Here is a 21,435-nt window from a genome sequence, read left to right on the forward strand (position 1 = left end):
GGTAACACGGGTTCGAGTCCCGTAGGAGTCATATAAACAGAAGTGAAACATCGCTTCTGTTTTTTTATTTAATTGAATAGAGGAGAGTTGTCCGAGTCTGGCTGAAGGAGCACGCCTGGAAAGTGTGTAGGCGCTTTATCGCGTCTCAAGGGTTCGAATCCCTTACTCTCCGTACAGTAGCTCAGAATGGTTATTTTCCATTCTGAGTTTTTTATAGATATGATATATCAAGTATTCAACTATATTTATCTTAAAATGGATAATATCTTTTTAAAAATAAAACAATCACAAAATAAATTCAAACATGAGTCCTGTTAAGTAATTTAAAAATCGTTATAATATAGAGTGTATAACTATTGGAGGAATGAATTTTGGAATTTTGGTTAAAAGAGCAAAGTATAAAAAACAAAAACAAAATCGCGGTTATAGATGGTCAGTATACATTAACATATAATCAATTATATTCTACAGCGTATCAGCTTTCAAAAAAATTATTATCTTTAAATGAAAGTAGGGTAGGACTATATATTGGAAACGACATTGATTCTGTTATTTTAGTGCACGCATGTTGGTTAGCGCAAATTGAAATTGCAATGATCAATACACGATTAACAACAACTGAAATGACTAATCAAATGAACTCAGTGAATGTTCAACTTATTTTAACTACAAAAGAGTTCGATTTATCTTCACATCAAGTTCTCTCATTTAATCAACTCAATGATTATCCTGATACGCCTAATCATAAACAATTTGATATTCATCGTATTGCATCTATTATGTTTACATCAGGGACGACAGGACCCCAAAAAGCAGTACCTCAAACATTTAAAAATCACTATGCAAGTGCATTAGGTTGTAAAGAAAGTCTAGGATTTGATCAACAAACGACATGGTTATCGGTTCTTCCAATTTATCATATTTCAGGACTTAGCGTGATTTTACGTGCTGTGATTGAAGGATTTACTGTACGTTTATTAAATAAATATAATACTGAAGATATGTTGACTATTATTAAAAACGAATATCCTACACATGTGTCACTTGTGCCACAAACGTTAAAGTGGCTAATGGATGCTGGTTTAAATAAACCATACTCAATTGAAAAAATATTACTTGGGGGTGCTAAATTATCATCCACGCTCATACAACAGGCATTGAGTTATCAATTACCTATTTATAATTCTTTTGGAATGACAGAAACATGTTCGCAGTTCCTAACCGCTTCGCCAGATATGTTAGCTAAACGATATGATACAGTAGGTAAACCAAGTGATAATGTTGAAGTATGTATTAAACAACCTAATGAAGAGGGACATGGTGAATTACTTATCAAAGGCGACAGTGTAATGAACGGATATTTGTATCCTAAAGATTTGGATAACACATTTGAAGATGGTTTCTTTAAAACAGGAGATATTGCAGAAATAGACAGTGATGGTTTTGTAATGGTTTATGATCGACGTAAAGACCTTATTATTAGTGGTGGAGAAAATATCTATCCTTATGAAATTGAAACAGTAGCTAAAACATTCAATGGAATTATAGATGCAGTATGTGTACCTAAAGAAGATGAGACTTGGGGTCAGATTCCAGCGCTTTACTATGTCGCAAGTGAAACAATTGAGGTTAATGATCTTATAAATTTTTTACAAGAACATTTAGCAAAATATAAAGTTCCTAAGATATATCAACACGTCAATGCATTACCTTATACTTCTACTGGAAAATTACAACGTAATAAAGTTGGAACTGAGGATCATTAAATGAAAATCATTGATATACAATTTTATTACTATACCGCGCCGTTTCATTCTCCGATTACGACGCCTAAAGTCGAAATGACACATCGTAAAGCACTCATAGTACGATTTATTTCTGATGAAGGGAAAAATTATTTTGGTGAATGTAATGCATTTGAAACGGATTGGTATGATACTGAAACAATTGAGACAGTAAAAATACGAATACAACAATGGTCAAAAAAGATTTTAAATCAATCATTCAATACATTTAGTGACTGGTTACCTTATCTTGATGTATTAGATAGTTATCCAGCTACTAGATGTACTGTTGTGATGGCGGTTTATCAGATGTTTTATTCACAACCGTGCTTTAACGTTGAATATGGGGCAACAGTAAGTGGTTTATCTTCTTCACAATTACAAACACTTAAAGACACAAAGCCAGCACGTATTAAATTAAAATGGAGTTCTCATCTCATTAACGATATAAAAAAGCTACGCAATGAACTTCCATTTGAATTTAGTCTTGCACTCGATGCAAATGAATCACTGGATATGTCACAATTTCAATTATTAAAAGAGATTGATCAACACAATCTTCTATACGTTGAAGAACCATTTAAAGATTTAAATGATTTAAGCTATATAGATGTTACGCATTATCCTGCTATTGCTATTGATGAAAAAGCAACGGACGTACAATCAATTTTGAAAATTATTCATCAATATCCTATAACTGCGGTTGTGGTTAAACCATTTAGACTGGGAGGAATAGATAGAGCGCTAGAACTCATTCACTTATTAAAAGAGAAAGATATTAAAGTGATCGTTGGTGGGATGTATGAATATGGACTTAGTCGATATTTTACTGCTTTATTAGCAAAAGAAGGGTCTTATCCAGGAGATATTACTCCAGATGGATATTATTTTGAAACAGACTTTACACAAGGCATAGGCAAATTAAAAGAAGGATTGATATATTTCAATCCCCCTAAAGTTAATATAAATGCATTATCTGTTTATGAATGATGATGTGTATGTTTGTCTTTTTTTAAAGGTACGGGATCAAATCCACCTTCATGAAATGGATGGCATTTTAAAATACGTTTTACTCCCATATAGCCACCTTTAAATGCTCCATATACTTCTATAGCTTCTTTAGTATATTCAGAACAAGTAGGATAGAATCGACATGTTGGTGGTGTCATAGGGGAGATGAAATGCTGATAAATACGAATGATGCTTAGAAATAATTTTTTAAGCATAAATAAACCTCCTATAGACATTTGATTATTAAATAATTCTACCATATTTAAGAGGGGGATGAGTGATATGGAGTTTATCGATCAAGATGATAGACGAGTCACGATGCAATATAAAACTGATAACGATATACCGAATGGAAACCACGTTTTAGCTATTCCGATATTTCAAAATCAATTATTATTCACTAAACACTCTAAAAGAGGTATCGAGTTCCCTGGAGGTAAAGTTGAAATTAATGAAACTAGTCAACAAGCGATTGCTAGAGAACTTTATGAAGAAACAGGTGGAAAGGTAGAAGCCTTATATTATATCGCGCAATATCAAGTTCATACCTTTGATAAGTCACTTTTTAAAAAAGATGTGTACGTGATTAAAGTGAAATCAATTGAACATAAACATGATTATTTGGAAACAGAGGGTCCTATATTATTTCATCTAGTTAATGAGATTCCTGAGCACCAAAAAAGTTATTTAATTAAAGATGAAGCAATTTTAAAATGTTTAGAAAGGGTGAAAGATCTTGGGTATTACAAATATTAGAACAATGCCTGTTGAATCCAACACTCATCGATTTGAGGAAATAACTTATACAGTAGACGAATTAAATGTAAAAGCGTTACAGATGATCCCAGCGTATCATAATGTTAAACGAATTGTAGTGTATTTACGTGGTGGAAAAGGACAAGTTGGTAGAGTAAGAGCTTCAAGACTCATGCAATTTTCTGATCCGTATACATTAGTTATAGGTCCCTATTATAGAGGAAGTAATGGTAGTGAAGGAAAAGATGAATTTTGTAATGCTGATTTACATGATGTAACAGTACTTATTCGACTATTAAAAAATAAGTATCCCCAAGCTTTCGTCCATATGATTGGATTTTCAAGAGGTGGAATTCAAGGTTTATTATCATTTCAGGATGATCCAGTTGATAGTTATATTATTTGGGGTGGCGTTTCAGATGTTCATTTAATGTATGAAGAACGTGTGGATTTAAGGGGAATGCTAAGACGTATGGTAGGTCATCCGAAAAAAGATAAAAAGGCATATGAACAAAGAAATGCGATACGTACGTTGAATCAAAACAGTCCACCTATTTTAATTGTACATGGTGGTAAAGATTGGCAAGTGGGTATACATCAAGCGTATTTTCTTCAAGAACAACTAGAACGTAAAGGGGTCAAACATGATACATTTTATCAACTTGACGAAGGCCATGTCCCAAGACCGAAAGCATTGAAAGAAGTTTTAGATTATATACATCAATGGATGAATAATATAGAACAAGACTTACAAAGATGACTATAACAGTCATCATGTAAGTCTTTTGTTTAGATATATTATTAATGACTAAATCCACCATCTTTAGCAATATCTTTTACTTCATCTCCAAATGTTTTGAAGTTTTCTTCAAAACGTTTTTTTAAGTCATTAGCTTGATGACGATAAGCCTCAGGATCATTCCAAGCATGGATTGGATTTAAAATAGTCTTAGGCACATCTTCCATTTCAGTTGGTATACTTAAACCAAATATTTCATCTTTAGTAAATGTAGCTTGTTTTAGCTTGCCAGAAATAGCTTGATCTACCATATAACGTGTATAATGTAAGCTGATACGACGTCCAACACCATATTTTCCACCAGTCCATCCTGTATTTACTAGATATACATCAACATCATGGTCATCAATTAACTTACCAAGTAAATTCGCATATTTAGTAGGATGCAAAGGTAAAAATGGAGCGCCAAAGCATGTTGAAAATGATGGTTCAGGTTCTGTCACGCCACGTTCTGTGCCAGCTAATTTTGACGTAAAACCACTTAAGAAATGATACATTGCCTGAGATTTAGATAATTTAGAAATAGGTGGAAGTACACCAAATGCATCTGCAGTTAAGAAGATAATTGTATTAGGGTGTGCAGCTTTAGAAGGTAATACGATATTATCGATATGATGAATTGGATAAGCAGCACGTGTGTTTTCTGTGTTCGTATTATCATCAAAATCAACATGGCCACGTTCATTAACAATTGTATTTTCAAGAATAGTACCATATTGAATGGCATTATAAATTTGAGGTTCTTTTTCTTTAGATAAGTGGATAGCTTTTGCATAGCAACCACCTTCAATGTTAAAAATACCATTTTTATTCCAGCCATGTTCATCATCGCCAATTAATTTGCGAGTTGGCGTCGCTGATAATGTTGTTTTTCCTGTACCAGATAATCCAAAGAATAGAGCAACATCACCTTTTTCTCCAACATTGGCAGAACAATGCATACTCATAATATCTTGCATAGGTAATAAGTAGTTCATCACTGAAAAGATACCTTTTTTCATTTCTCCAGCGTATTCAGTACCACCAATTAAAATCACTTTATGTTTAAATGAAACAATAATAAATGTTTCAGAATGAGTACCGTCAACATCTGGATTGGCTTTAAAATGAGGGGCAGAAACGATAGTGAAATTTGGCTTAATATGACTTGCTTCCTCAATAGATTCAGGTCGGATAAACATGTTTTGTGCAAATAAATTATGCCATGCAAGCTCATTGATAATTTTTAATTTTAATTGTGAGTCTTTATCACTTCCGGCATAACCGTTAAAAACGTATAATTCATCTTTTTGATCTAAATAATCTAATACTTTGTTGTATAATTTTAAAAACACGTCTTCATCTATAGGTTGATTAATGTCTCCCCAATCAATATTGTCTCGATATGAAGGTTCGTTAACGATAAATTTATCTTTTGGTGAACGACCAGTATATTTACCTGTACTCATATTAATTGCGCCAAGTTCAGTAAGTTCACCTTCATTATTATTTAAAATCTTGTAATAAAGCTGAGTAGTAGAAAGTTGAAATAAAGTCGTTTCCTTCTCTAATAAGTGTTTGATTTTAGGTGTTTCACTGTATGTATCTATTGACATACAACATCCCTCCAAATATCTATTCATTTATATGTGTAAGCCCTTACATTAAAAAGTATAACATAATAATTTAATTATTCCATTGTAAATAAAAGAACATTTAAAAATCAAAATTGACAATTTTAAAGTATTTATGTAGTATAGGTCTTAACGGATTCTCTTATCCTGAGTGGTGGAGGGACATGGACCCAATGAAACCCAGCAACCTCTTTTTTTAAAAGAAAGGTGCCAAACCGTTTGCAGACGCAATATTTGTCTGAACGATAAGAGCGAATGGACGTTTAAGAGCCTTCTCTCTATCTAGATAGTTGAGAAGGCTCTTTTATTTTAAGCTCATTGTCAAAAGAGAATTTTCGTAAATATAGTTAAAAAAAGGAGCAAATCATGACTTATAATAAACGTTTATTTACATCAGAGTCAGTGACAGAAGGGCATCCAGATAAAATCGCCGATCAAGTATCTGATGCGATTTTAGATGAAATTTTAAAAGATGATCCTAATGCACGTGTCGCTTGTGAAACAACAGTAACAACAGGTATGGCTTTAATTTCTGGTGAAATTTCAACGTCTACATATGTAGATATTCCTAAAGTAGTACGAGAAACAATCAAAAATATTGGTTATACAAGAGCTAAATATGGTTACGATTACCAAACAATGGCTGTTTTAACAGCTATTGATGAACAATCACCTGATATTGCCCAAGGTGTAGATAAAGCACTTGAGTATCGCAATGATATATCTGAAGAAGAAATTGAAGCAACAGGTGCCGGAGACCAAGGATTAATGTTTGGTTATGCAACAAATGAAACCGAAACATATATGCCGCTTCCAATCTTTTTATCACATCAACTAGCGAAACGCTTATCAGATGTGCGTAAAGACGGTACCTTAGGTTATTTACGTCCAGATGGTAAAGTTCAAGTAACAGTAGAATACGATGAAAATGATAAACCTAAACGTATTGACACGATTGTGGTATCTTCTCAACATGCTGAAGACATTGAATTAGAACAAATCCAAAAAGATATTAAAGAGCATGTCATTTATCCGACTGTGCCTGAAGGTTTAATTGATGATGAAACTAAATTCTTTATTAATCCAACTGGTCGATTTGTTATTGGGGGTCCTCAAGGAGATGCTGGTTTAACTGGAAGAAAAATTATTGTAGATACATATGGTGGTTATGCTCGTCATGGAGGTGGCTGTTTCAGTGGTAAAGATCCTACAAAAGTAGATCGCTCTGCGGCATATGCAGCGAGATATGTTGCAAAAAATATTGTAGCAGCTGGATTAGCTGAGCAATGTGAAGTGCAATTAGCTTATGCAATTGGTGTAGCAGAACCTGTATCTATTGCTATTGATACATTTAAAACAGGTAAAGTTTCTGAAGGACAATTAGTTGAAGCGGTAAGAAAACATTTTGATTTAAGACCAGCAGGTATCATTAAAATGCTTGACTTAAAACATCCTATTTACAAACAAACAGCTGCATACGGACATTTTGGTCGTACTGATGTATTGTTACCATGGGAAAAATTAGATAAAGTGAATGTCCTAAAAGATGCCGTTCAAAAATAACATAGGATATATAGCAGTTAATTAGGTTAAACCTCGAAATTATCGTCTATTTCTATTATAATAGATAGATATTGACAGTTTAAAAGGAGCGTTATCTAATGAATTCATTTGGACCGGTTGAGATTGGTTTAATTGCAGCGATAATCATAGCGATTATATGTTTTATTCTATTTTTAGTTGCTTTGAAAAGTAAAAATAATATGAAACACAAAGCGAATGAAGAGTACAATCTCAAGGAGCAACAACTCAAATCTTCACATGAGGAAGCACTTGAAAAAGAACGTATTGAAAATAAAAAACAAGTAACGAAACAAAAAGAAGAATTTGAAGTTACAGTTAATGGAAAAGAACGTGAAATTGATGCTTTGAAATTATTTTCTAAAAATAAAAGTGAATACGTGACTGATATGAGACTCATTGGTATTAGAGACCGTTTAGTTAAAGAAAAACGTATTAGACGTGAAGATATGCATATAATGGCTAATATTTTTTTACCAAGTAATGAGTTTAATAATATTCAACGTATTAGCCATCTTGTGCTTACTAGAACTGGTTTATATATCATTGATTCACAATTATTAAAAGGTCATGTTTATAATGGAATTAGTGGCGCACAATTTCAAGAATTACCAATGCTGAAGCAAGTATTTGATACACTTGATTTAAATACACAAGCGCCTCAAACGTTAGTTCTTGATCAACATGAAGATAATCATTCGAAACTATCATTTATTAATTATTCTGATCAACTTTCTGCAATTGAGAAGTTGGCTACAGATTTACAAACAGAATTAGGACTTAAATATACGCCAACATCAATTTTATATTTTAATCCTAAACATGATAAAGACGTAACGATTTCAAACTATGCACAAAGTTCAAGTGTTAAGGTTTTAGTTGGTCCTGAACAACTTGACGAATTCTTTAACAAATTTGTATTCCATGGACGTATTCAATATAATGTCGATGAATTACAAAATATTATGGATAAAATTGAATCATTTAACTAAGAGAGGCTACCATCAAAATTTTAAATTTTGATGGTACTTTTTTATTATAAGCGATGTTCATAAATATACTTTTAGGGTATATACAGAATAGTTATTTTTAAAGGAGGAAGTAAGATGGACTATATTGAATTCTATAATGGAAATCAAATGCCAATGTTAGGACTTGGAACATTTCGAGTAGAAAATGACGATACTTGTAAAGAAGCAGTTAAACATGCTATTGAATCTGGGTATCGTAGCATAGATACTGCTAAAGTATATGGAAATGAAGAACAAGTAGGCCAAGGTATCAAAGAAGGATTAGAATCAACAGGTTTAAATAGAGAAGATATTTTCGTAACATCAAAATTATTTTTCGAAGATTTCGGACGTAAAAATGTGGCTCAAGCCTACGAAACTAGTATCCAAAAACTTGGGTTAGATTATTTAGATTTATACTTAGTACATTGGCCAGGGACAAATGAAGCCATAATGATTGATACATGGAAAGGTATGGAAGATTTATATAAAGATAATAAAGTTAAAAACATTGGAGTTAGTAATTTTAATCCAGATCATTTTGAAGCATTATTAGCACAAGTGTCAATTAAACCAGTCATTAACCAAGTAGAATTTCATCCATACTTTACTCAAGAAAAACTTAGAAAATATTTAGAAGCTCAAAATATTTATATGGAATCTTGGTCACCATTTATGAATGCTCAAATTTTAAACGATGAAACGTTAAATGAAATTGGTAAAGAAGTTAATAAATCAGCAGCACAAGTTATTATTAAATGGAATATGCAACATAACGTCGTCGTTATTCCCAAATCAGTTACATCAAGCAGAATTGAAGAAAATATAGATGTATTTGATTTTGAATTATCAGCAGAGCAAATGAAACGAATTGATGATTTAAATAAAGATCAACGTATAGGACCTGATCCAGATACATTTGAAGGTCAATAAATTTAATTAAAAAAGAGTGAACTTGTAGGTTAATTTACTACACAGTTCACTCTTTTGTTATATTATAAAACCAATCCAACAAGCAATAAATCCTATAACAAATTGCAATAGAGAATACATCATAAATTTAAAAAGTTTAAAAGACGGTGTTAGACATTGCGCAAGCTCATAAGACATGGTTGAAAATGTCGTTAAACCTCCTAAAAATCCAGTAATAAAAAACATATGTATCCAGTTTAAGTGAATAGAGAGGCCAGTTGTTAAACCAATGAGAAAACTTCCAATCCAGTTGACGATTAAAGTAGCAATAGGTATTGAAGTAGACCATTTGGATTTAGTGACATCAGTTAGCCATGCTCTAACGACAGCGCCTAAACCACCGCCAATCATAATTAAAAGAGCTTGTATCAAGATGTAAGACCTCCTAATGTCATACCTATCCAGCACAAGATAACACCAAAGCAATAACTTATAAATGCATAAACCAAAGCTAAGATAATATGATGGCTGTAAAGTAATGTGACTAACTCAAATTGAAATGTTGAAAATGTTGTTAAAGCGCCTAAAAAACCAGTTGTAATACCTTTTTTAATTTTAGGGTGATCTTTAAATAATTTAATCATTACTACAGAAAGATAACCCATAAGAAAAGCACCTGACAGGTTAGCTATCAATGTGCCAATTGGAAAGATGCTACTCTGATTCATAAAGGAAAACAAAAATCTTAATAAAGCGCCCAACATACCACCTATAAACACGGTTATATATTGCATAATATACTCACCTTTATATAATATTTTATGCGTATTTGATTATGAAAAAATGCCAAACGTTGTAACAGAAGCAAAAATATGGAACAAAATTACTACTAATATGACATAAGGTAATATGTTAGAAGCGGTCTTAATCCAATCTTTATTTTTATAATTTAAATGTTTAATTGCTTTATCAGAAAATATAATTGAAGCCATAAGGATGACAACATTTACAATACTACATGCAATTAATAAATTTTTTATTGATTTAAATTGAATGCTTAATAAAGGATTAAATGTATTAAAATAAAAGCTAATAATTAAAAGAATAATTGATATATATAAATATTTTTTTGATTTAGACATAACATACCTCCGATTTATACCATTAAATAATATTACCACATTTAATTTCATTTTTAATAGTACCTTTATCATAAGGTTTTAATTTTCAGAAAATTCAAAGCAAAACATTCGCATACACAAAAAAAGCATGATATAAATAACATAACGAAATAGTAAAACATACTGTACATAAAAAATAATTATACATATGGTGTCTTTTCATAAAGCAAGCTATATTCGTAATATAAATGAGAAGGGAAGATTTTATGACTCAATTAAATGTAGAAGTATTTGCTGATGGTGCAGATATCGAACAAATGAAAGCTGCATACAAAAATAAAGAAGTAGATGGTTTTACAACAAATCCTAGCTTAATGGCAAAAGCAGGTGTAACAGATTATAAAGCTTTTGCAGAAGAAGCAGTACGTGAAATTCCTGATGCTTCTATATCATTTGAAGTATTCTCAGATGATTTAGACACAATGGAGAAAGAAGCAGAAATTTTAAAGCAATATGGTGACAATGTGTTTGTAAAAATTCCAATTGTGAACTCAAAAGGTGAATCTACAATTGAATTAATTAAAAAATTATCAGCTGATCATGTTCGTTTAAATGTAACTGCTGTTTATACAATTGAACAAGTTAAAGCTATTACAGAAGCAGTGACCGAAAGTGTACCTACATATATCTCTGTCTTTGCGGGGCGTATTGCTGATACGGGTGTAGATCCACTTCCTTTAATGAAAGAATCTGTAAAAGTCGCACATAGTAAAAATGGTGTTAAATTATTATGGGCAAGTTGCCGTGAAGTGTTCAATGTTATTCAAGCTAATGAAATTGGCGCCGATATTATCACTTGTCCATCAGATGTTGTTAAGAAAGTTAACAATAATCTTGGACGCGATATTAATGAATTGCCAGTAGATACAGTTCAAGGATTTGCAAAAGATATTAAAAGTTCTGGACTATCTATATTATAAAATCACTATATCTAAATTATGACCAACCGAGTCTAAGACTACAAACATGTCTTAGACTCGGTTTTAGTGTTATATGAATATCAAAGAGAAGGAGTAATAAAGTATCTTGAGTTGTATCTTTCTTTTTTATTGAGTTTGTTTTAAAATCGGTGTTCAGTTAAAATTTATGAATATAATTAAATAGAAAGGAATTAAGTTATGGAGGAAACTGCTTTTAGAGAAAAAGTAAGAAAACAATTGTGGTTTTTAAATAAAAAAGAAAAGCAATTATTAGAACATACTTTTGAACAAAATAATGCTTCATTTAATAATGCAGAACAGAAATTTATGAAACCTACTCGTTTTGCTAATCAATTTTTACAGGTTCATATCTTTCGAAATAAACATTTTTCAAATGGATATTTGTTCTTATTAATTATATTGTTTGTTCTCGCATACATCCTATTACTAGGATGGTTTTTAGCTGGATTTATTGCAAGTTTAGCAGTAGTCAATCAATTTATAAATCCTAAAGCAGAATTAAGTTTAATCTATCGTGTATTAATCTTAGTTTTTGCCATTATTAGTTTGATTGTCAGTTTGTATCTCATAAGATTTGTGACTGCTTTGTTTACTAAAAGATTACTTGAATATAAGTTTAATGAAAAGAAGTCGTCTTATTAATTAAATAGGCTAATAGAATACTTTCTTGCCATTTTTTATAAACTAAAATGTAAGGCTCATCGACTATGCATTGAACTGAATTATCAAAGATAATAATGGTTTTATTTTGAGAAGACGTTAATCCAATAATACGTTGAGCATTAAAATATATTTGTATGGGTGCGCGTTGATGTTTGATTGGAAATAAAATGATGTCTTTAGAAATATAAATAGGAACTAGTTTATTGATAGATAATAAACGTTTAGCTAATTTAAGTTGTTGCGTATATGATTTATTAAATTGTTCTAGATAGTATATGACTATCTTTTTAATATGAAATGGTAGAATCATTTCATATGTTTTAAAACAACATTTAGTCTGAATTGTTGAACCTTCTAAAGTTTGAATGTATAACAAATCGAAAGTATTGTGAGGTAACATGCCAATCACCTTCTAAATAATATTGCTGAAGTTTGATACGGGCAGAAGATTTATATTTTTTAATTGTAGTGTCTGAGACATTCATCTTTTTAGCGATTTCATATTGTTTGTATCCATGAAGATAATATATCAGCCATTGATATTCATTTGAATTTAAAATATATTTGAAATCATTAAAAAAAGATTCATCTTTCAATGTATAAGTTAAAGAATGAGGTAACACTGCAATATCTAGGCAATCAATCTTCAATTGCTCCTTTCTAAAAAGATCAATAAGATAAAACTTTAATCGCTGATAGATAAAAGAGGACAAAGATACAGAGGAAGATGGGTTATAAATTTTGGAGATTTCCCACAATTTTATTAATAATAGTTGATAAAATTCATCATAATTATAAGTGATACGGTATTGTCTTAACAAATGATGAATCATCTTATGATATTTTATGTGTAATGAACTAAAATCTGAAATATTTATTCTTTCTCCTTAGTTATGTACATAAACAATATTTCCGGATGTATAAATTCTACATGAGGTATCGTGAATTTTCATTTGCTTAATTTAATAAATAGGTGTTAAATAGTAAACATAGAATCGTTGGATTGGATGATATATAGCTTTAACAAGTTTGTAAGATTAATATTCGACATTTGTACAATAAAATATAGGAGGTATGAAGTTGGATTACGCACATTTAAATCTTGAGCACTTTTTTGCAAGACATGATGATTTAGACGTTATTAGAGATCGTTCTGAATTTGTAATGATAAATAATTTTACAAATGAAATGATGTATCGTGATGGTGATATTGAAGGGACGATTGATTTAAATCAATATTATTATAAAAATAGATCGCAAGCTGTCAGTTTTATTATGATGGATTATAAAAGAAATAACGAATAATTAAATATGTTAACCTTACTACAAATAACTATATTTATTTAATAGATAAAAATCATTGAGTAATGAAATGTTGAGTATTTCATTACTTTTATTTTTTTGTTAAATTTCAATTTTGTTACTTTTATTTTATGAATATGTAACATTATAATTATAAAATTGTTTAAGAGAATTAAAAATGTTAAAATTTATTATCATGGAAGACTTTTCTATAAATGAAATTACAACATTAACCTAAGAGGTGTGAATATGACAAAGCACAGAAAAGGTTCTATTATAGGCCTAATAGGGTTACTTATTATTTTAGTAGCAGCTGGCTTCATTTTTTTCTCAATGATTTCTGATCAGATATTTTTCAAAAAAGTAAATGAAGTAGAGAAAGTTCAGCATGTGAACGTCACGCTTGATAAAGCTGCTGCAAAACAAATAGATAACTATACAAGTCAACAAGTATCGAATAAAAATAATAATGCATGGAGAGATGCATCAGCAAGTGAAATTAAAGCTGCAATGGACAGCAGTAAATTTATCGATGATGATAAACAAAGATATCAATTTTTAGATTTATCTAAATATCAAGGTATTGATAAAAATCGTATCAAACGTATGTTGTTCGATCGACCTACACTATTGAAACATACTGATGCTTTTGTAAATGCTGCAAAAGAAAAACATGTTAATGAAGTCTATTTAATTTCTCATGCATTATTAGAAACAGGTTCAGTAAAAAGTGAACTTGCGAATGGTGTAAATATTGATGGTAAAAAATATTATAATTTTTATGGCGTTGGAGCTTTAGATGAAGATCCAATCAAAACAGGTGCTGAATATGCGAAAAAACATGGTTGGGATACACCAGAGAAAGCAATTAAAGGTGGCGCAGACTTTATTCATAAACACTTCCTATCTCACGATGATCAAAATACATTATATAGCATGAGATGGAATCCTATGAATCCTGGTGAACATCAATATGCGACTGATATTAAATGGGCTGAAAGTAATGCGGAAATTATTGCTGATTTCTATAAAGAAATGAAAACAGAAGGTAAATACTTCAAGCTATATGTTTATAAAGATGATCAAAAACATCAATAATCAAAATAAAAACCAACATTATCTTTAATTAGATGATGTTGGTTTTTTTATTTATTCAGCTTTGTTTTTTCTTGAAGCCCAAGTAAATCCAATGATAAAAACAATTAATGTTTTTAATAAAAATTTCATTGTTTAGTCACCTCAATATCTAAATTTTAACATAGTTACACATGATTATTTATGTTTTGAAATGGATCATCGTGTTAATAGTGAAACATTTTGAAGTCGAGAATCGTATTGGTATAATATGATAATATTCAACATAATACAAATATATAAAAGGATGATGTTAAATATGCGAGTAGCAATTATAGGCATGGGTACAGCAGGTGTAAGTGTACTTAGACAACTCGTTAAACATAAAGACTTTAAGCAATTAAAAGTCGATGTCTACGATAATGAATTTAATATGGGACAGGGTGTTCCTTTTCAAAATGATAGTAGTCAATTATTAATTAACTTACCCACTAAAAAGATGAGTTTAAATTTAGATGATGATGAAGAGTTTTGGAAATGGTATCAAACACAATCTGATTTTACGTTTAAAAATCCAAAGTATTTACCAAGATTTGTTTTTGGCCATTATATGAAATCATACTTATCAAATTATGAGACATTATATGATAATCTTACAGTCATTAAACAACCAGTACAAGAAGTCTTCATTAATTCAAATATAGATGAAACCACATTGAAATATTATGTCTGTACTTCTAAAGATATGAAGCATTGTCAAGTATATGATTACATATTTTTAACTATAGGTACTTTATCATATCACGATCCTTATCATTTAAAAGGTATAAAAGGTTATATTCAAACTCCTTACCCTACATATAATACTTTAGATGATGTACAAGAATCTGATGATATTGCTATTATTGGAACAGGATTAGCTAGTTTAGATGTAGTGCGTTATGTAGCGTTTCATCATCCTAAACTACCTATCACAATGACGAGTCGTTCTGCTCAATTGCCTAGCGTAAGAGGAAACATGAAAAAAATTGAGTTTCAATGTTTAACAAAATCTAAATTTAATGATATTAAAGATAAGTACTTTGGAAATGTGCCATTAGAGAAAGCATTCGATTTATTTAAAGAAGAGTGTGATTTAAATGGTATTGATTTACAGAAATTGGTTCACCGCCGAACAGGAGATACGATTAAAGATTTAAATTATGATTTAGAACATCCAGATGAGATAGGTATATTCCAAACATTAATAGAGAATGTCAAAGAAAATTTAAATTGGATTTGGAATAGTTTTAGTCGTCAAGATCAAATTGAATTCGATAAACGTTTCACTAAAATTATTCAACTTAACTCAAACCCTATGCCTCCAAGAACTGCAAAACTCATCAAGCAATTAATAAAAGATGGTTCATTAGTGATTAGAAAGGATTTAGAAAATGTGGTACATAAAAATGGACTATTTAATTTAAAATTTAAAAATGATGAACAATGGTATCCACATCATATTATTATTAATGCAACAGGTTCTAAAACACATTTAAAAGATTTAGATGAAGATGATCAATTTATCTTAAATCTTCAAAATCGACAAATTGTTCAAGCCCATCCTATGGGTGGAATACAAATTATCCCAGAAACAAATCAGGTGATTAGTCCAAGATATGGTACTTTAAATAATATGATTGCTATTGGACAAATCACTAATGGAGTAAATAAATTGCGGAATGGAGTAAAAATGATTGTTAATCAAGCGGTAAGTGCAGTGGATTATTTATATGAAATTCGAAAAGAATTTGATCATACAGTATAATGCTTTACACAATAATGAATAAATATCTCTTTAAGAGTTAAATTTAAAAATCAAATTGAAATTCTTTATTTGTAATTTTCCAAAAATAAATGTAAGATGATATATGTAGTACTAAACTACGATGACTCAAATTTAATCACAATTTCATACGTATTCTTTCGGGGCAGGGTGTAATTCCCAACCGGCAGTAATTAAGCCTGCGACCCACTTAATCTTAATTTATTAAGTGGCTGATCTAGTGAGACTCTAGAGCCGACAGTAAAAGTCTGGATGGGAGAAAGAATCAATCACATCATTACTGAATGATGTATAAGCATGCACAATATAAAAATTGTAGTACGCTTATTTAAGTATATACATGCCCTATGCCTGTGAAACAGGTATGGGGTTTTTTTAGAGGTGATAAATTGAGTGAATTTATGAAATATGCAATTCAATTAGCACAAATGGTGAAGGGACAAACTGGAGTTAATCCTCCTGTTGGCTCAGTTGTTGTGAAGGATGGGCGTATTGTGGGACTAGGTGCACATTTAAAGCAAGGAGAGAAACATGCGGAAGTTCAGGCTTTAGATATGGCACAAGATAAAGCAAAAGGCGGCACCATTTATATTTCTCTTGAACCCTGTACACATTATGGGTCAACACCACCTTGTGTGAATAAAATTATTGAACATGGGCTTAGTAAAGTAATTTATGCTGTAAAAGATACGACGTTATCTTCTGAGGGAGATATCATTCTTGAAAAGGCAGGTATTGAAGTTGAATATCAATATTCAGAAGAAGCTTTTGCTTTGTATGAAGATTTCTTCAAAGCAAAACAACATAAAATCCCTGAAATTACAGTAAAAGTCTCGACTTCGTTAGATGGGAAACAAGCGACTGATAGTGGACAAAGTCAATGGATTACGAATAAAGCTGTAAAACAAGATGTATATCGTTTAAGACATACTCATGATGCCGTATTAACTGGTAATGGAACGCTTGAAGCGGATAATCCACAATATACAACACGTATTCAAGATGGTAAACATCCAATAAGAATCATACTATCTAAGCGAGGTCAAATTGATTATTCAAAACAGATATTTCACGATCAATTAAGTGAAATTTGGATTTATACTGAAAATCATGAACTAAAAAGTCCAAGTCATCATATAAAAATAATATATTTAGAAACATGTAATTTAAAATCTATTTTATCTGATATATATCAAAGAGGTGTTGGCAGATTATTAGTAGAAGCTGGGCCTCATATAACTTCAGAATTTCTCCAATCTAATTATTTAGACCATCTTATTATTTATTATGCCCCGAAAATAATAGGCGGTATTGGAAAAAATCAATTTTATCAAACTGATAATGTCATTGATTTAGCTAATGCGCCACAATTTGAAGTGATTTCTACCGAGTCTATTCAACAAAATATTAAAATGACATTGCGAAAGAAGTGAAGATAAATGTTTACAGGTATCGTTGAAGAAATAGGTACTGTAAAGCGTATTCGCACTCAACAATCCGTAAGGACATTAGATATTTCATGTCAAAAAATTATAGAAGATATGCATATTGGTGATTCTATAAGCGTAAATGGTGCGTGTTTAACAGTCATTGATTTTAAACAAAATCAATTTTCTGTCCAAGTGATTAAAGGTACTGAAAATAAAACCTATTTAGCTAATATTAAAGAAAATGATGAAGTCAATCTTGAACGTGCAATGTCAGGTAGTGGACGTTTCGGAGGACATTTTGTATTAGGTCATGTAGATGCAAAAGGAACAATTATAAATATCAGAGAAACGCCTAATTCACGCATTGTATCTATTAAGGCATCGGACTCGGTCATCAAACAAATGGTTAAGCAAGGTTCTATTACTGTTGATGGCGTAAGTTTAACAATTTTTGACTTGCATCAACATAGTTTTGATATCCATCTTATTCCTGAAACAAGACGTTCAACGATTCTTTCTAATAAAAAAATGGGCGATGAAGTTCATCTTGAAACAGATGTATTATTTAAATATGTTGAAAGTATAGTTGGTAAAAATAAATCTGATTTATCAGTTGATAAATTAAAAGCATATGGTTTTTAGGAGGGGCTTAAATGAAATTCGATAGCATTGAAGAAGCGTTAGAAGCATTAAGAAATGGCGATAGTATTATTGTAGTAGATGATGAAGATCGTGAAAATGAAGGTGACTTAATTGCAGTCACTCAATGGATGAAAGATGATACCATTAATTATATGGCCAAAGAAGCGCGTGGATTAATTTGTGCTCCTATAAGTTCACAGATTGCTGAACGTCTAAATCTTAAAACTATGGTTGATGGTAATACAGATGAATACGGTACAAATTTCACTGTAAGTATCGATCATATCTCTACTACTACAGGAATTAGTGCATTTGATCGTACAGCAACAGCGAAAGCGTTAATTAATCCTGATTCTAAACCAGAAAGTTTCCATAAACCAGGACATTTATTTCCTTTAGTGTCTAAAGAAAAAGGTGTATTAGTTAGACCAGGACATACGGAGGCTGCTGTAGATTTAGCTAAATTAACTGGTGCTGCACCTGCTGGAGTTATATGTGAGATAATGAATGACGATGGTACGATGGCAAAAGGTAATGAATTACAACAATTTAAAGAGCGTCATCAATTAAAAATGATTACAATTGAAAGTTTAATTAATTATCGTCGCAAACAAGAAAGCGAAGGTATTGAACTTAAAGCAACTGTAAAAATGCCAACGGATATTGGTGATTTTAAAATGTATGGTTTTCAATCTCAATATACACATGAAGATATTGTTGTACTTGGCAAAGGAGAACCACGTACAACTGAAAATGTAAGACTACATTCTGCTTGTTTAACAGGTGATATTTTCCACAGTCAACGATGTGATTGTGGCGCTCAATTAGAAGCATCAATGAAATATATAAATGATCATGGTGGATTAATTATTTATTTACCACAAGAGGGTAGAGGCATTGGTTTAATGAATAAACTAAAAGCTTATGAATTAATTGAGCAAGGACATGATACGGTTACTGCAAACTTAGCATTAGGTTTTGATGAAGACTTAAGAGATTATCATATAGCTGCTCAAATTCTTAAATATTTTAATGTTCAACAAGTTAATTTATTAAGTAATAATCCTAAGAAATTTGAAGGCTTGGAAGATTATGGTATAAAAGTTGCAGATCGTACAGAAATTATTGTGCCAGAAACGGAACATAATCATCATTATATGGAAACAAAAAAATTGAAAATGGGACATCTTATTTAGGAGGAATTTAGAATGAATTTTGAAGGTAAATTAGTCGGTACAAATTTAAAAGTTGCAATAGTAGTGAGTAGATTTAATGATTTTATTACCAATCGTTTATTAGATGGAGCGAAAGATACATTAGTAAGACATGGTGTAGATGAAGATAACATTGATGTTGCGTATGTACCAGGTGCATTTGAAATTCCACTTGTTGCTAAAAAATTAGCGCAAAAAAATGATTATGATGCAGTGATTACTTTAGGCTGTGTCATTAGAGGTGCAACATCTCATTATGACTATGTTTGTAATGAAGTTGCTAAAGGCGTATCAAAAGCAAATGATGTTACGAATACACCAGTTATTTTCGGTGTTTTAACAACTGAAAGTATTGAACAAGCAGTTGAAAGAGCGGGTACGAAAGCAGGTAATAAAGGTGCAGAAGCGGCAGTAAGTGCAATTGAAATGGCAAACTTACTTAAACAGTTTTAATTAATGTAGAGCGTCTCGATAATTTTAAGGATTATCGAGACGCTCTGTATTTCAACGTTTTAGTAATTTCACAATACTAGATACTAATGTAAGTGTTCCTAAAGCTAGTCCACTAACTAAGCCAATTTTTTTTAGTGCTTCTGTTGAAATAAATTCTTGATAGGCAAGGGAAAGATTTTGAGGTCTCTCAGCCAGGCGACGCATGAAATAAGCAAACCAGTCATTGCCATATGGAACATAAACGGTAAAGTGATATCCTTGTCTAGCAATCTCTTCTGCTAATTCATTACGAAAACCATACAACATTTGAAATTCAAAAGTGCTTTTTTCAATATGATGATCTTTGACAAATTGTTTAACATGGTTAATGATTTTATCATCATGTGTTGCAATTGACGTAAAGTTTTTGGCATTAAGTAAACGTTTTTCAATAATATTTATATAATTTTTATCTATATCTTTTTTACTTTGATAAGCAATCGTATCCTTTTCTTTATAAGCGCCTTTGACCAGTCTTAATCGTAATTCTGGGTACTTATCAATTAATTTCTCTGCATCATAAAGGTATCCTTGAATAACTGTACCGACATTTCTAAATTCTCCTTTTAACCTGTCTAAAATCTGTAATGTTTGTGATAAGCTGTTATATTTTTCCATATCAATATTAATATGCATATTATCATAGGTATTAGCCTTTAATAAAATGTCTCTTAAATTTTGATAGGCTAACTCAGTATCAAATTCACCGCCTAATGAACTCACTTTCACCGACATATGTGCACTCACTTGATATTTATTAATAGCTTCCATTATCTCAAGAATTTCATTTTTAGCTTGAGTCGCTGCTGCTTTAGTATTAACAAATTCTCCAAGATTATCTACAGTAACATCAATATGTTTAGCGTTTAAACGTTCAATCGTATCAATGAGTTGTTCTATAGTATTACCCGCAACAACTCTATTAGCCCCCATGGTAGGTCCGATTTTTTTAGCCATTTCATTTAAATATGTAATATTTGATAATGTTATGAAAAAATCTCTGAATAAAGACATATCTATTCCTCCATCCCACTCGTATCTATCTCTATAACAAGTTTAGCATGAATACATCGTTTAAGAAAGCGTTTACATTTAGGAGGTAAAATACGTTTAAATTCATTAGTCATAAATTAAGAGAATCTATATACTGTTTAACAACAATTAAAGGTATAATTTGATATAATACATTTGATAAACATTCAATT

General features: G+C 30.9%; 23 protein-coding genes, 1 tRNA gene, 1 pseudogene and 2 riboswitches. Of the genes and pseudogenes, 17 read left to right on the plus strand and 8 right to left on the minus strand.

All coding sequences use genetic code 11. The annotated features are described in order from the left end of the window. Positions 1–81: 81 nt before the first annotated feature. From HMPREF3131_RS03735 to menC, 3 genes are all read left to right on the plus strand, one after another. A tRNA-Ser gene (locus HMPREF3131_RS03735) sits at positions 82–172 on the plus strand. A gap of 199 nt (positions 173–371) precedes the next feature. After that, positions 372–1,766: an o-succinylbenzoate--CoA ligase gene (menE, locus tag HMPREF3131_RS03740; RefSeq protein ID WP_017176378.1), complete on the plus strand. Its 1,395-nt coding sequence runs from the start codon at positions 372–374 to the stop codon at positions 1,764–1,766. Next, positions 1,767–2,774, plus strand: a complete 1,008-nt coding sequence (gene menC, locus HMPREF3131_RS03745) for an o-succinylbenzoate synthase (protein WP_017176377.1) — start codon at positions 1,767–1,769, stop codon at positions 2,772–2,774. On the opposite strand, the gene yidD is transcribed toward menC, so the two are convergent. Then, a complete protein-coding gene (gene yidD / locus HMPREF3131_RS03750) occupies positions 2,765–3,010 on the minus strand; it encodes a membrane protein insertion efficiency factor YidD (RefSeq protein WP_017176376.1) in 246 nt (81 codons plus the stop codon). The genes menC and yidD overlap by 10 nt on opposite strands. 67 nt (positions 3,011–3,077) lie before the next feature. Between yidD and ytkD the strand changes: the two genes are divergently transcribed. Next, positions 3,078–3,551, plus strand: a complete 474-nt coding sequence (ytkD, locus tag HMPREF3131_RS03755; protein WP_017176375.1) for an RNA deprotection pyrophosphohydrolase — start codon at positions 3,078–3,080, stop codon at positions 3,549–3,551. Beyond that, a complete protein-coding gene (locus tag HMPREF3131_RS03760) occupies positions 3,532–4,311 on the plus strand; it encodes an alpha/beta hydrolase family protein (protein ID WP_017176374.1) in 780 nt (259 codons plus the stop codon). Before ytkD ends, HMPREF3131_RS03760 begins: the two co-directional genes overlap by 20 nt. Before the next feature lie 41 nt (positions 4,312–4,352). On the opposite strand, the gene pckA is transcribed toward HMPREF3131_RS03760, so the two are convergent. Then, positions 4,353–5,945: a phosphoenolpyruvate carboxykinase (ATP) gene (pckA, locus tag HMPREF3131_RS03765; protein ID WP_048761772.1), complete on the minus strand. Its 1,593-nt coding sequence runs from the start codon at positions 5,943–5,945 to the stop codon at positions 4,353–4,355. 157 nt (positions 5,946–6,102) lie between these two features. After that, positions 6,103–6,215, plus strand: a riboswitch (SAM riboswitch). A 114-nt stretch (positions 6,216–6,329) separates the two neighbouring features. Here pckA and metK point away from each other — a divergent pair. The 3 genes from metK (at position 6,330) to HMPREF3131_RS03780 (ending at position 9,487) form a co-directional block, all read left to right on the plus strand. Then, positions 6,330–7,526, plus strand: coding sequence for a methionine adenosyltransferase (metK, locus tag HMPREF3131_RS03770; protein WP_017176372.1), 1,197 nt, complete (start codon positions 6,330–6,332; stop codon positions 7,524–7,526). A 98-nt stretch (positions 7,527–7,624) separates the two neighbouring features. After that, positions 7,625–8,536, plus strand: a complete 912-nt coding sequence (locus HMPREF3131_RS03775) for an NERD domain-containing protein (protein WP_017176371.1) — start codon at positions 7,625–7,627, stop codon at positions 8,534–8,536. 114 nt (positions 8,537–8,650) lie between these two features. Beyond that, positions 8,651–9,487 (plus strand): aldo/keto reductase, encoded by an 837-nt coding sequence (locus tag HMPREF3131_RS03780; RefSeq protein WP_017176370.1) that lies wholly within the window; start codon positions 8,651–8,653, stop codon positions 9,485–9,487. Positions 9,488–9,544: 57 nt separating this feature from the next. On the opposite strand, the gene HMPREF3131_RS03785 is transcribed toward HMPREF3131_RS03780, so the two are convergent. The 3 genes from HMPREF3131_RS03785 to HMPREF3131_RS03795 are packed head-to-tail and all read right to left on the minus strand — an operon-like array spanning position 9,545 to position 10,608. After that, a complete protein-coding gene (locus tag HMPREF3131_RS03785) occupies positions 9,545–9,898 on the minus strand; it encodes a fluoride efflux transporter FluC (protein ID WP_017176369.1) in 354 nt (117 codons plus the stop codon). Next, a complete protein-coding gene (gene crcB, locus HMPREF3131_RS03790) occupies positions 9,895–10,260 on the minus strand; it encodes a fluoride efflux transporter CrcB (protein WP_049415177.1) in 366 nt (121 codons plus the stop codon). The genes HMPREF3131_RS03785 and crcB overlap by 4 nt, the downstream gene beginning before the upstream one ends. A 39-nt stretch (positions 10,261–10,299) precedes the next feature. Next, the gene (locus tag HMPREF3131_RS03795) at positions 10,300–10,608 is read right to left on the minus strand and encodes a hypothetical protein (RefSeq protein WP_049415179.1); all 309 of its coding nucleotides are present in this window, start codon (positions 10,606–10,608) and stop codon (positions 10,300–10,302) included. Between the two features lie 245 nt (positions 10,609–10,853). On the opposite strand from HMPREF3131_RS03795, the gene HMPREF3131_RS03800 reads away from it, so the two are divergent. Together HMPREF3131_RS03800 and HMPREF3131_RS03805 are read left to right on the plus strand one after the other, a co-directional pair. Then, entirely contained in the window at positions 10,854–11,567 is a 714-nt protein-coding gene (locus HMPREF3131_RS03800; RefSeq protein WP_002449673.1) for a transaldolase, read from the plus strand. A gap of 198 nt (positions 11,568–11,765) precedes the next feature. Beyond that, a complete protein-coding gene (locus HMPREF3131_RS03805; protein ID WP_002449665.1) occupies positions 11,766–12,230 on the plus strand; it encodes a hypothetical protein in 465 nt (154 codons plus the stop codon). Here HMPREF3131_RS03805 and HMPREF3131_RS03810 read toward each other — a convergent pair. Both HMPREF3131_RS03810 and HMPREF3131_RS10970 read right to left on the minus strand, forming a co-directional pair. Further along, entirely contained in the window at positions 12,205–12,651 is a 447-nt protein-coding gene (locus HMPREF3131_RS03810; RefSeq protein ID WP_002449640.1) for a competence protein ComK, read from the minus strand. The two genes, HMPREF3131_RS03805 and HMPREF3131_RS03810, sit on opposite strands and share 26 nt — an antisense overlap. 16 nt (positions 12,652–12,667) lie before the next feature. Next, positions 12,668–13,123 (minus strand): annotated as a pseudogene (locus HMPREF3131_RS10970) (sigma-70 family RNA polymerase sigma factor); the annotation flags it as partial. A gap of 208 nt (positions 13,124–13,331) precedes the next feature. On the opposite strand from HMPREF3131_RS10970, the gene HMPREF3131_RS03815 reads away from it, so the two are divergent. The 7 genes from HMPREF3131_RS03815 (at position 13,332) to ribE (HMPREF3131_RS03845) (ending at position 20,191) form a co-directional block, all read left to right on the plus strand. Beyond that, the gene (locus HMPREF3131_RS03815; protein ID WP_002449634.1) at positions 13,332–13,556 is read left to right on the plus strand and encodes a hypothetical protein; all 225 of its coding nucleotides are present in this window, start codon (positions 13,332–13,334) and stop codon (positions 13,554–13,556) included. Between the two features lie 246 nt (positions 13,557–13,802). Further along, complete coding sequence (locus HMPREF3131_RS03820; RefSeq protein WP_070436468.1) at positions 13,803–14,651, plus strand: peptidoglycan release complex glucosaminidase SagB; 849 nt, start codon at positions 13,803–13,805, stop codon at positions 14,649–14,651. A 295-nt stretch (positions 14,652–14,946) separates the two neighbouring features. Next, positions 14,947–16,434, plus strand: a complete 1,488-nt coding sequence (locus tag HMPREF3131_RS03825; RefSeq protein ID WP_049382125.1) for an FAD/NAD(P)-binding protein — start codon at positions 14,947–14,949, stop codon at positions 16,432–16,434. Positions 16,435–16,584: 150 nt separating this feature from the next. After that, positions 16,585–16,720: riboswitch (FMN riboswitch) on the plus strand. A gap of 121 nt (positions 16,721–16,841) precedes the next feature. Then, positions 16,842–17,885 carry a bifunctional diaminohydroxyphosphoribosylaminopyrimidine deaminase/5-amino-6-(5-phosphoribosylamino)uracil reductase RibD gene (ribD, locus tag HMPREF3131_RS03830; protein WP_017176360.1) on the plus strand — a complete coding sequence of 348 codons (1,044 nt, stop codon included), beginning with the start codon at positions 16,842–16,844 and terminating at the stop codon, positions 17,883–17,885. Positions 17,886–17,891: 6 nt separating this feature from the next. Continuing rightward, positions 17,892–18,524 carry a riboflavin synthase gene (gene ribE / locus HMPREF3131_RS03835; protein ID WP_017176359.1) on the plus strand — a complete coding sequence of 211 codons (633 nt, stop codon included), beginning with the start codon at positions 17,892–17,894 and terminating at the stop codon, positions 18,522–18,524. A gap of 11 nt (positions 18,525–18,535) precedes the next feature. Then, positions 18,536–19,720: a bifunctional 3,4-dihydroxy-2-butanone-4-phosphate synthase/GTP cyclohydrolase II gene (locus HMPREF3131_RS03840; protein WP_017176358.1), complete on the plus strand. Its 1,185-nt coding sequence runs from the start codon at positions 18,536–18,538 to the stop codon at positions 19,718–19,720. Between the two features lie 12 nt (positions 19,721–19,732). Beyond that, a complete protein-coding gene (ribE, locus tag HMPREF3131_RS03845) occupies positions 19,733–20,191 on the plus strand; it encodes a 6,7-dimethyl-8-ribityllumazine synthase (RefSeq protein ID WP_002455177.1) in 459 nt (152 codons plus the stop codon). 51 nt (positions 20,192–20,242) lie between these two features. Here the strand turns inward: ribE (HMPREF3131_RS03845) and HMPREF3131_RS03850 are convergent, their stop codons facing one another. Continuing rightward, positions 20,243–21,244: a proline dehydrogenase family protein gene (locus HMPREF3131_RS03850; protein ID WP_048761780.1), complete on the minus strand. Its 1,002-nt coding sequence runs from the start codon at positions 21,242–21,244 to the stop codon at positions 20,243–20,245. Positions 21,245–21,435: the final 191 nt, after the last annotated feature.

Origin of the sequence: Staphylococcus sp. HMSC14C01, from assembly GCF_001808085.1 — a bacterium.
GTDB classification, from domain to species: Bacteria; Bacillota; Bacilli; order Staphylococcales; family Staphylococcaceae; genus Staphylococcus; species Staphylococcus hominis.

Bases quoted from the DNA above. Each gene is read 5' to 3' on its own strand.
- menC (WP_017176377.1), top strand. From the start codon at position 1,767: ATGAAAATCATTGATATACAATTTTATTACTATACCGCGCCGTTTCAT.
- yidD (WP_017176376.1), bottom strand. From the start codon at position 3,010: ATGCTTAAAAAATTATTTCTAAGCATCATTCGTATTTATCAGCATTTC.
- ytkD (WP_017176375.1), top strand. From the start codon at position 3,078: ATGGAGTTTATCGATCAAGATGATAGACGAGTCACGATGCAATATAAA.
- pckA (WP_048761772.1), bottom strand. From the start codon at position 5,945: ATGTCAATAGATACATACAGTGAAACACCTAAAATCAAACACTTATTA.
- metK (WP_017176372.1), top strand. From the start codon at position 6,330: ATGACTTATAATAAACGTTTATTTACATCAGAGTCAGTGACAGAAGGG.
- HMPREF3131_RS03775 (WP_017176371.1), top strand. From the start codon at position 7,625: ATGAATTCATTTGGACCGGTTGAGATTGGTTTAATTGCAGCGATAATC.
- HMPREF3131_RS03780 (WP_017176370.1), top strand. From the start codon at position 8,651: ATGGACTATATTGAATTCTATAATGGAAATCAAATGCCAATGTTAGGA.
- crcB (WP_049415177.1), bottom strand. From the start codon at position 10,260: ATGCAATATATAACCGTGTTTATAGGTGGTATGTTGGGCGCTTTATTA.
- HMPREF3131_RS03795 (WP_049415179.1), bottom strand. From the start codon at position 10,608: ATGTCTAAATCAAAAAAATATTTATATATATCAATTATTCTTTTAATT.
- HMPREF3131_RS03800 (WP_002449673.1), top strand. From the start codon at position 10,854: ATGACTCAATTAAATGTAGAAGTATTTGCTGATGGTGCAGATATCGAA.
- HMPREF3131_RS03805 (WP_002449665.1), top strand. From the start codon at position 11,766: ATGGAGGAAACTGCTTTTAGAGAAAAAGTAAGAAAACAATTGTGGTTT.
- HMPREF3131_RS03810 (WP_002449640.1), bottom strand. From the start codon at position 12,651: ATGTTACCTCACAATACTTTCGATTTGTTATACATTCAAACTTTAGAA.
- HMPREF3131_RS03820 (WP_070436468.1), top strand. From the start codon at position 13,803: ATGACAAAGCACAGAAAAGGTTCTATTATAGGCCTAATAGGGTTACTT.
- HMPREF3131_RS03825 (WP_049382125.1), top strand. From the start codon at position 14,947: ATGCGAGTAGCAATTATAGGCATGGGTACAGCAGGTGTAAGTGTACTT.
- ribE (WP_017176359.1), top strand. From the start codon at position 17,892: ATGTTTACAGGTATCGTTGAAGAAATAGGTACTGTAAAGCGTATTCGC.
- HMPREF3131_RS03840 (WP_017176358.1), top strand. From the start codon at position 18,536: ATGAAATTCGATAGCATTGAAGAAGCGTTAGAAGCATTAAGAAATGGC.
- ribE (WP_002455177.1), top strand. From the start codon at position 19,733: ATGAATTTTGAAGGTAAATTAGTCGGTACAAATTTAAAAGTTGCAATA.
- HMPREF3131_RS03850 (WP_048761780.1), bottom strand. From the start codon at position 21,244: ATGTCTTTATTCAGAGATTTTTTCATAACATTATCAAATATTACATAT.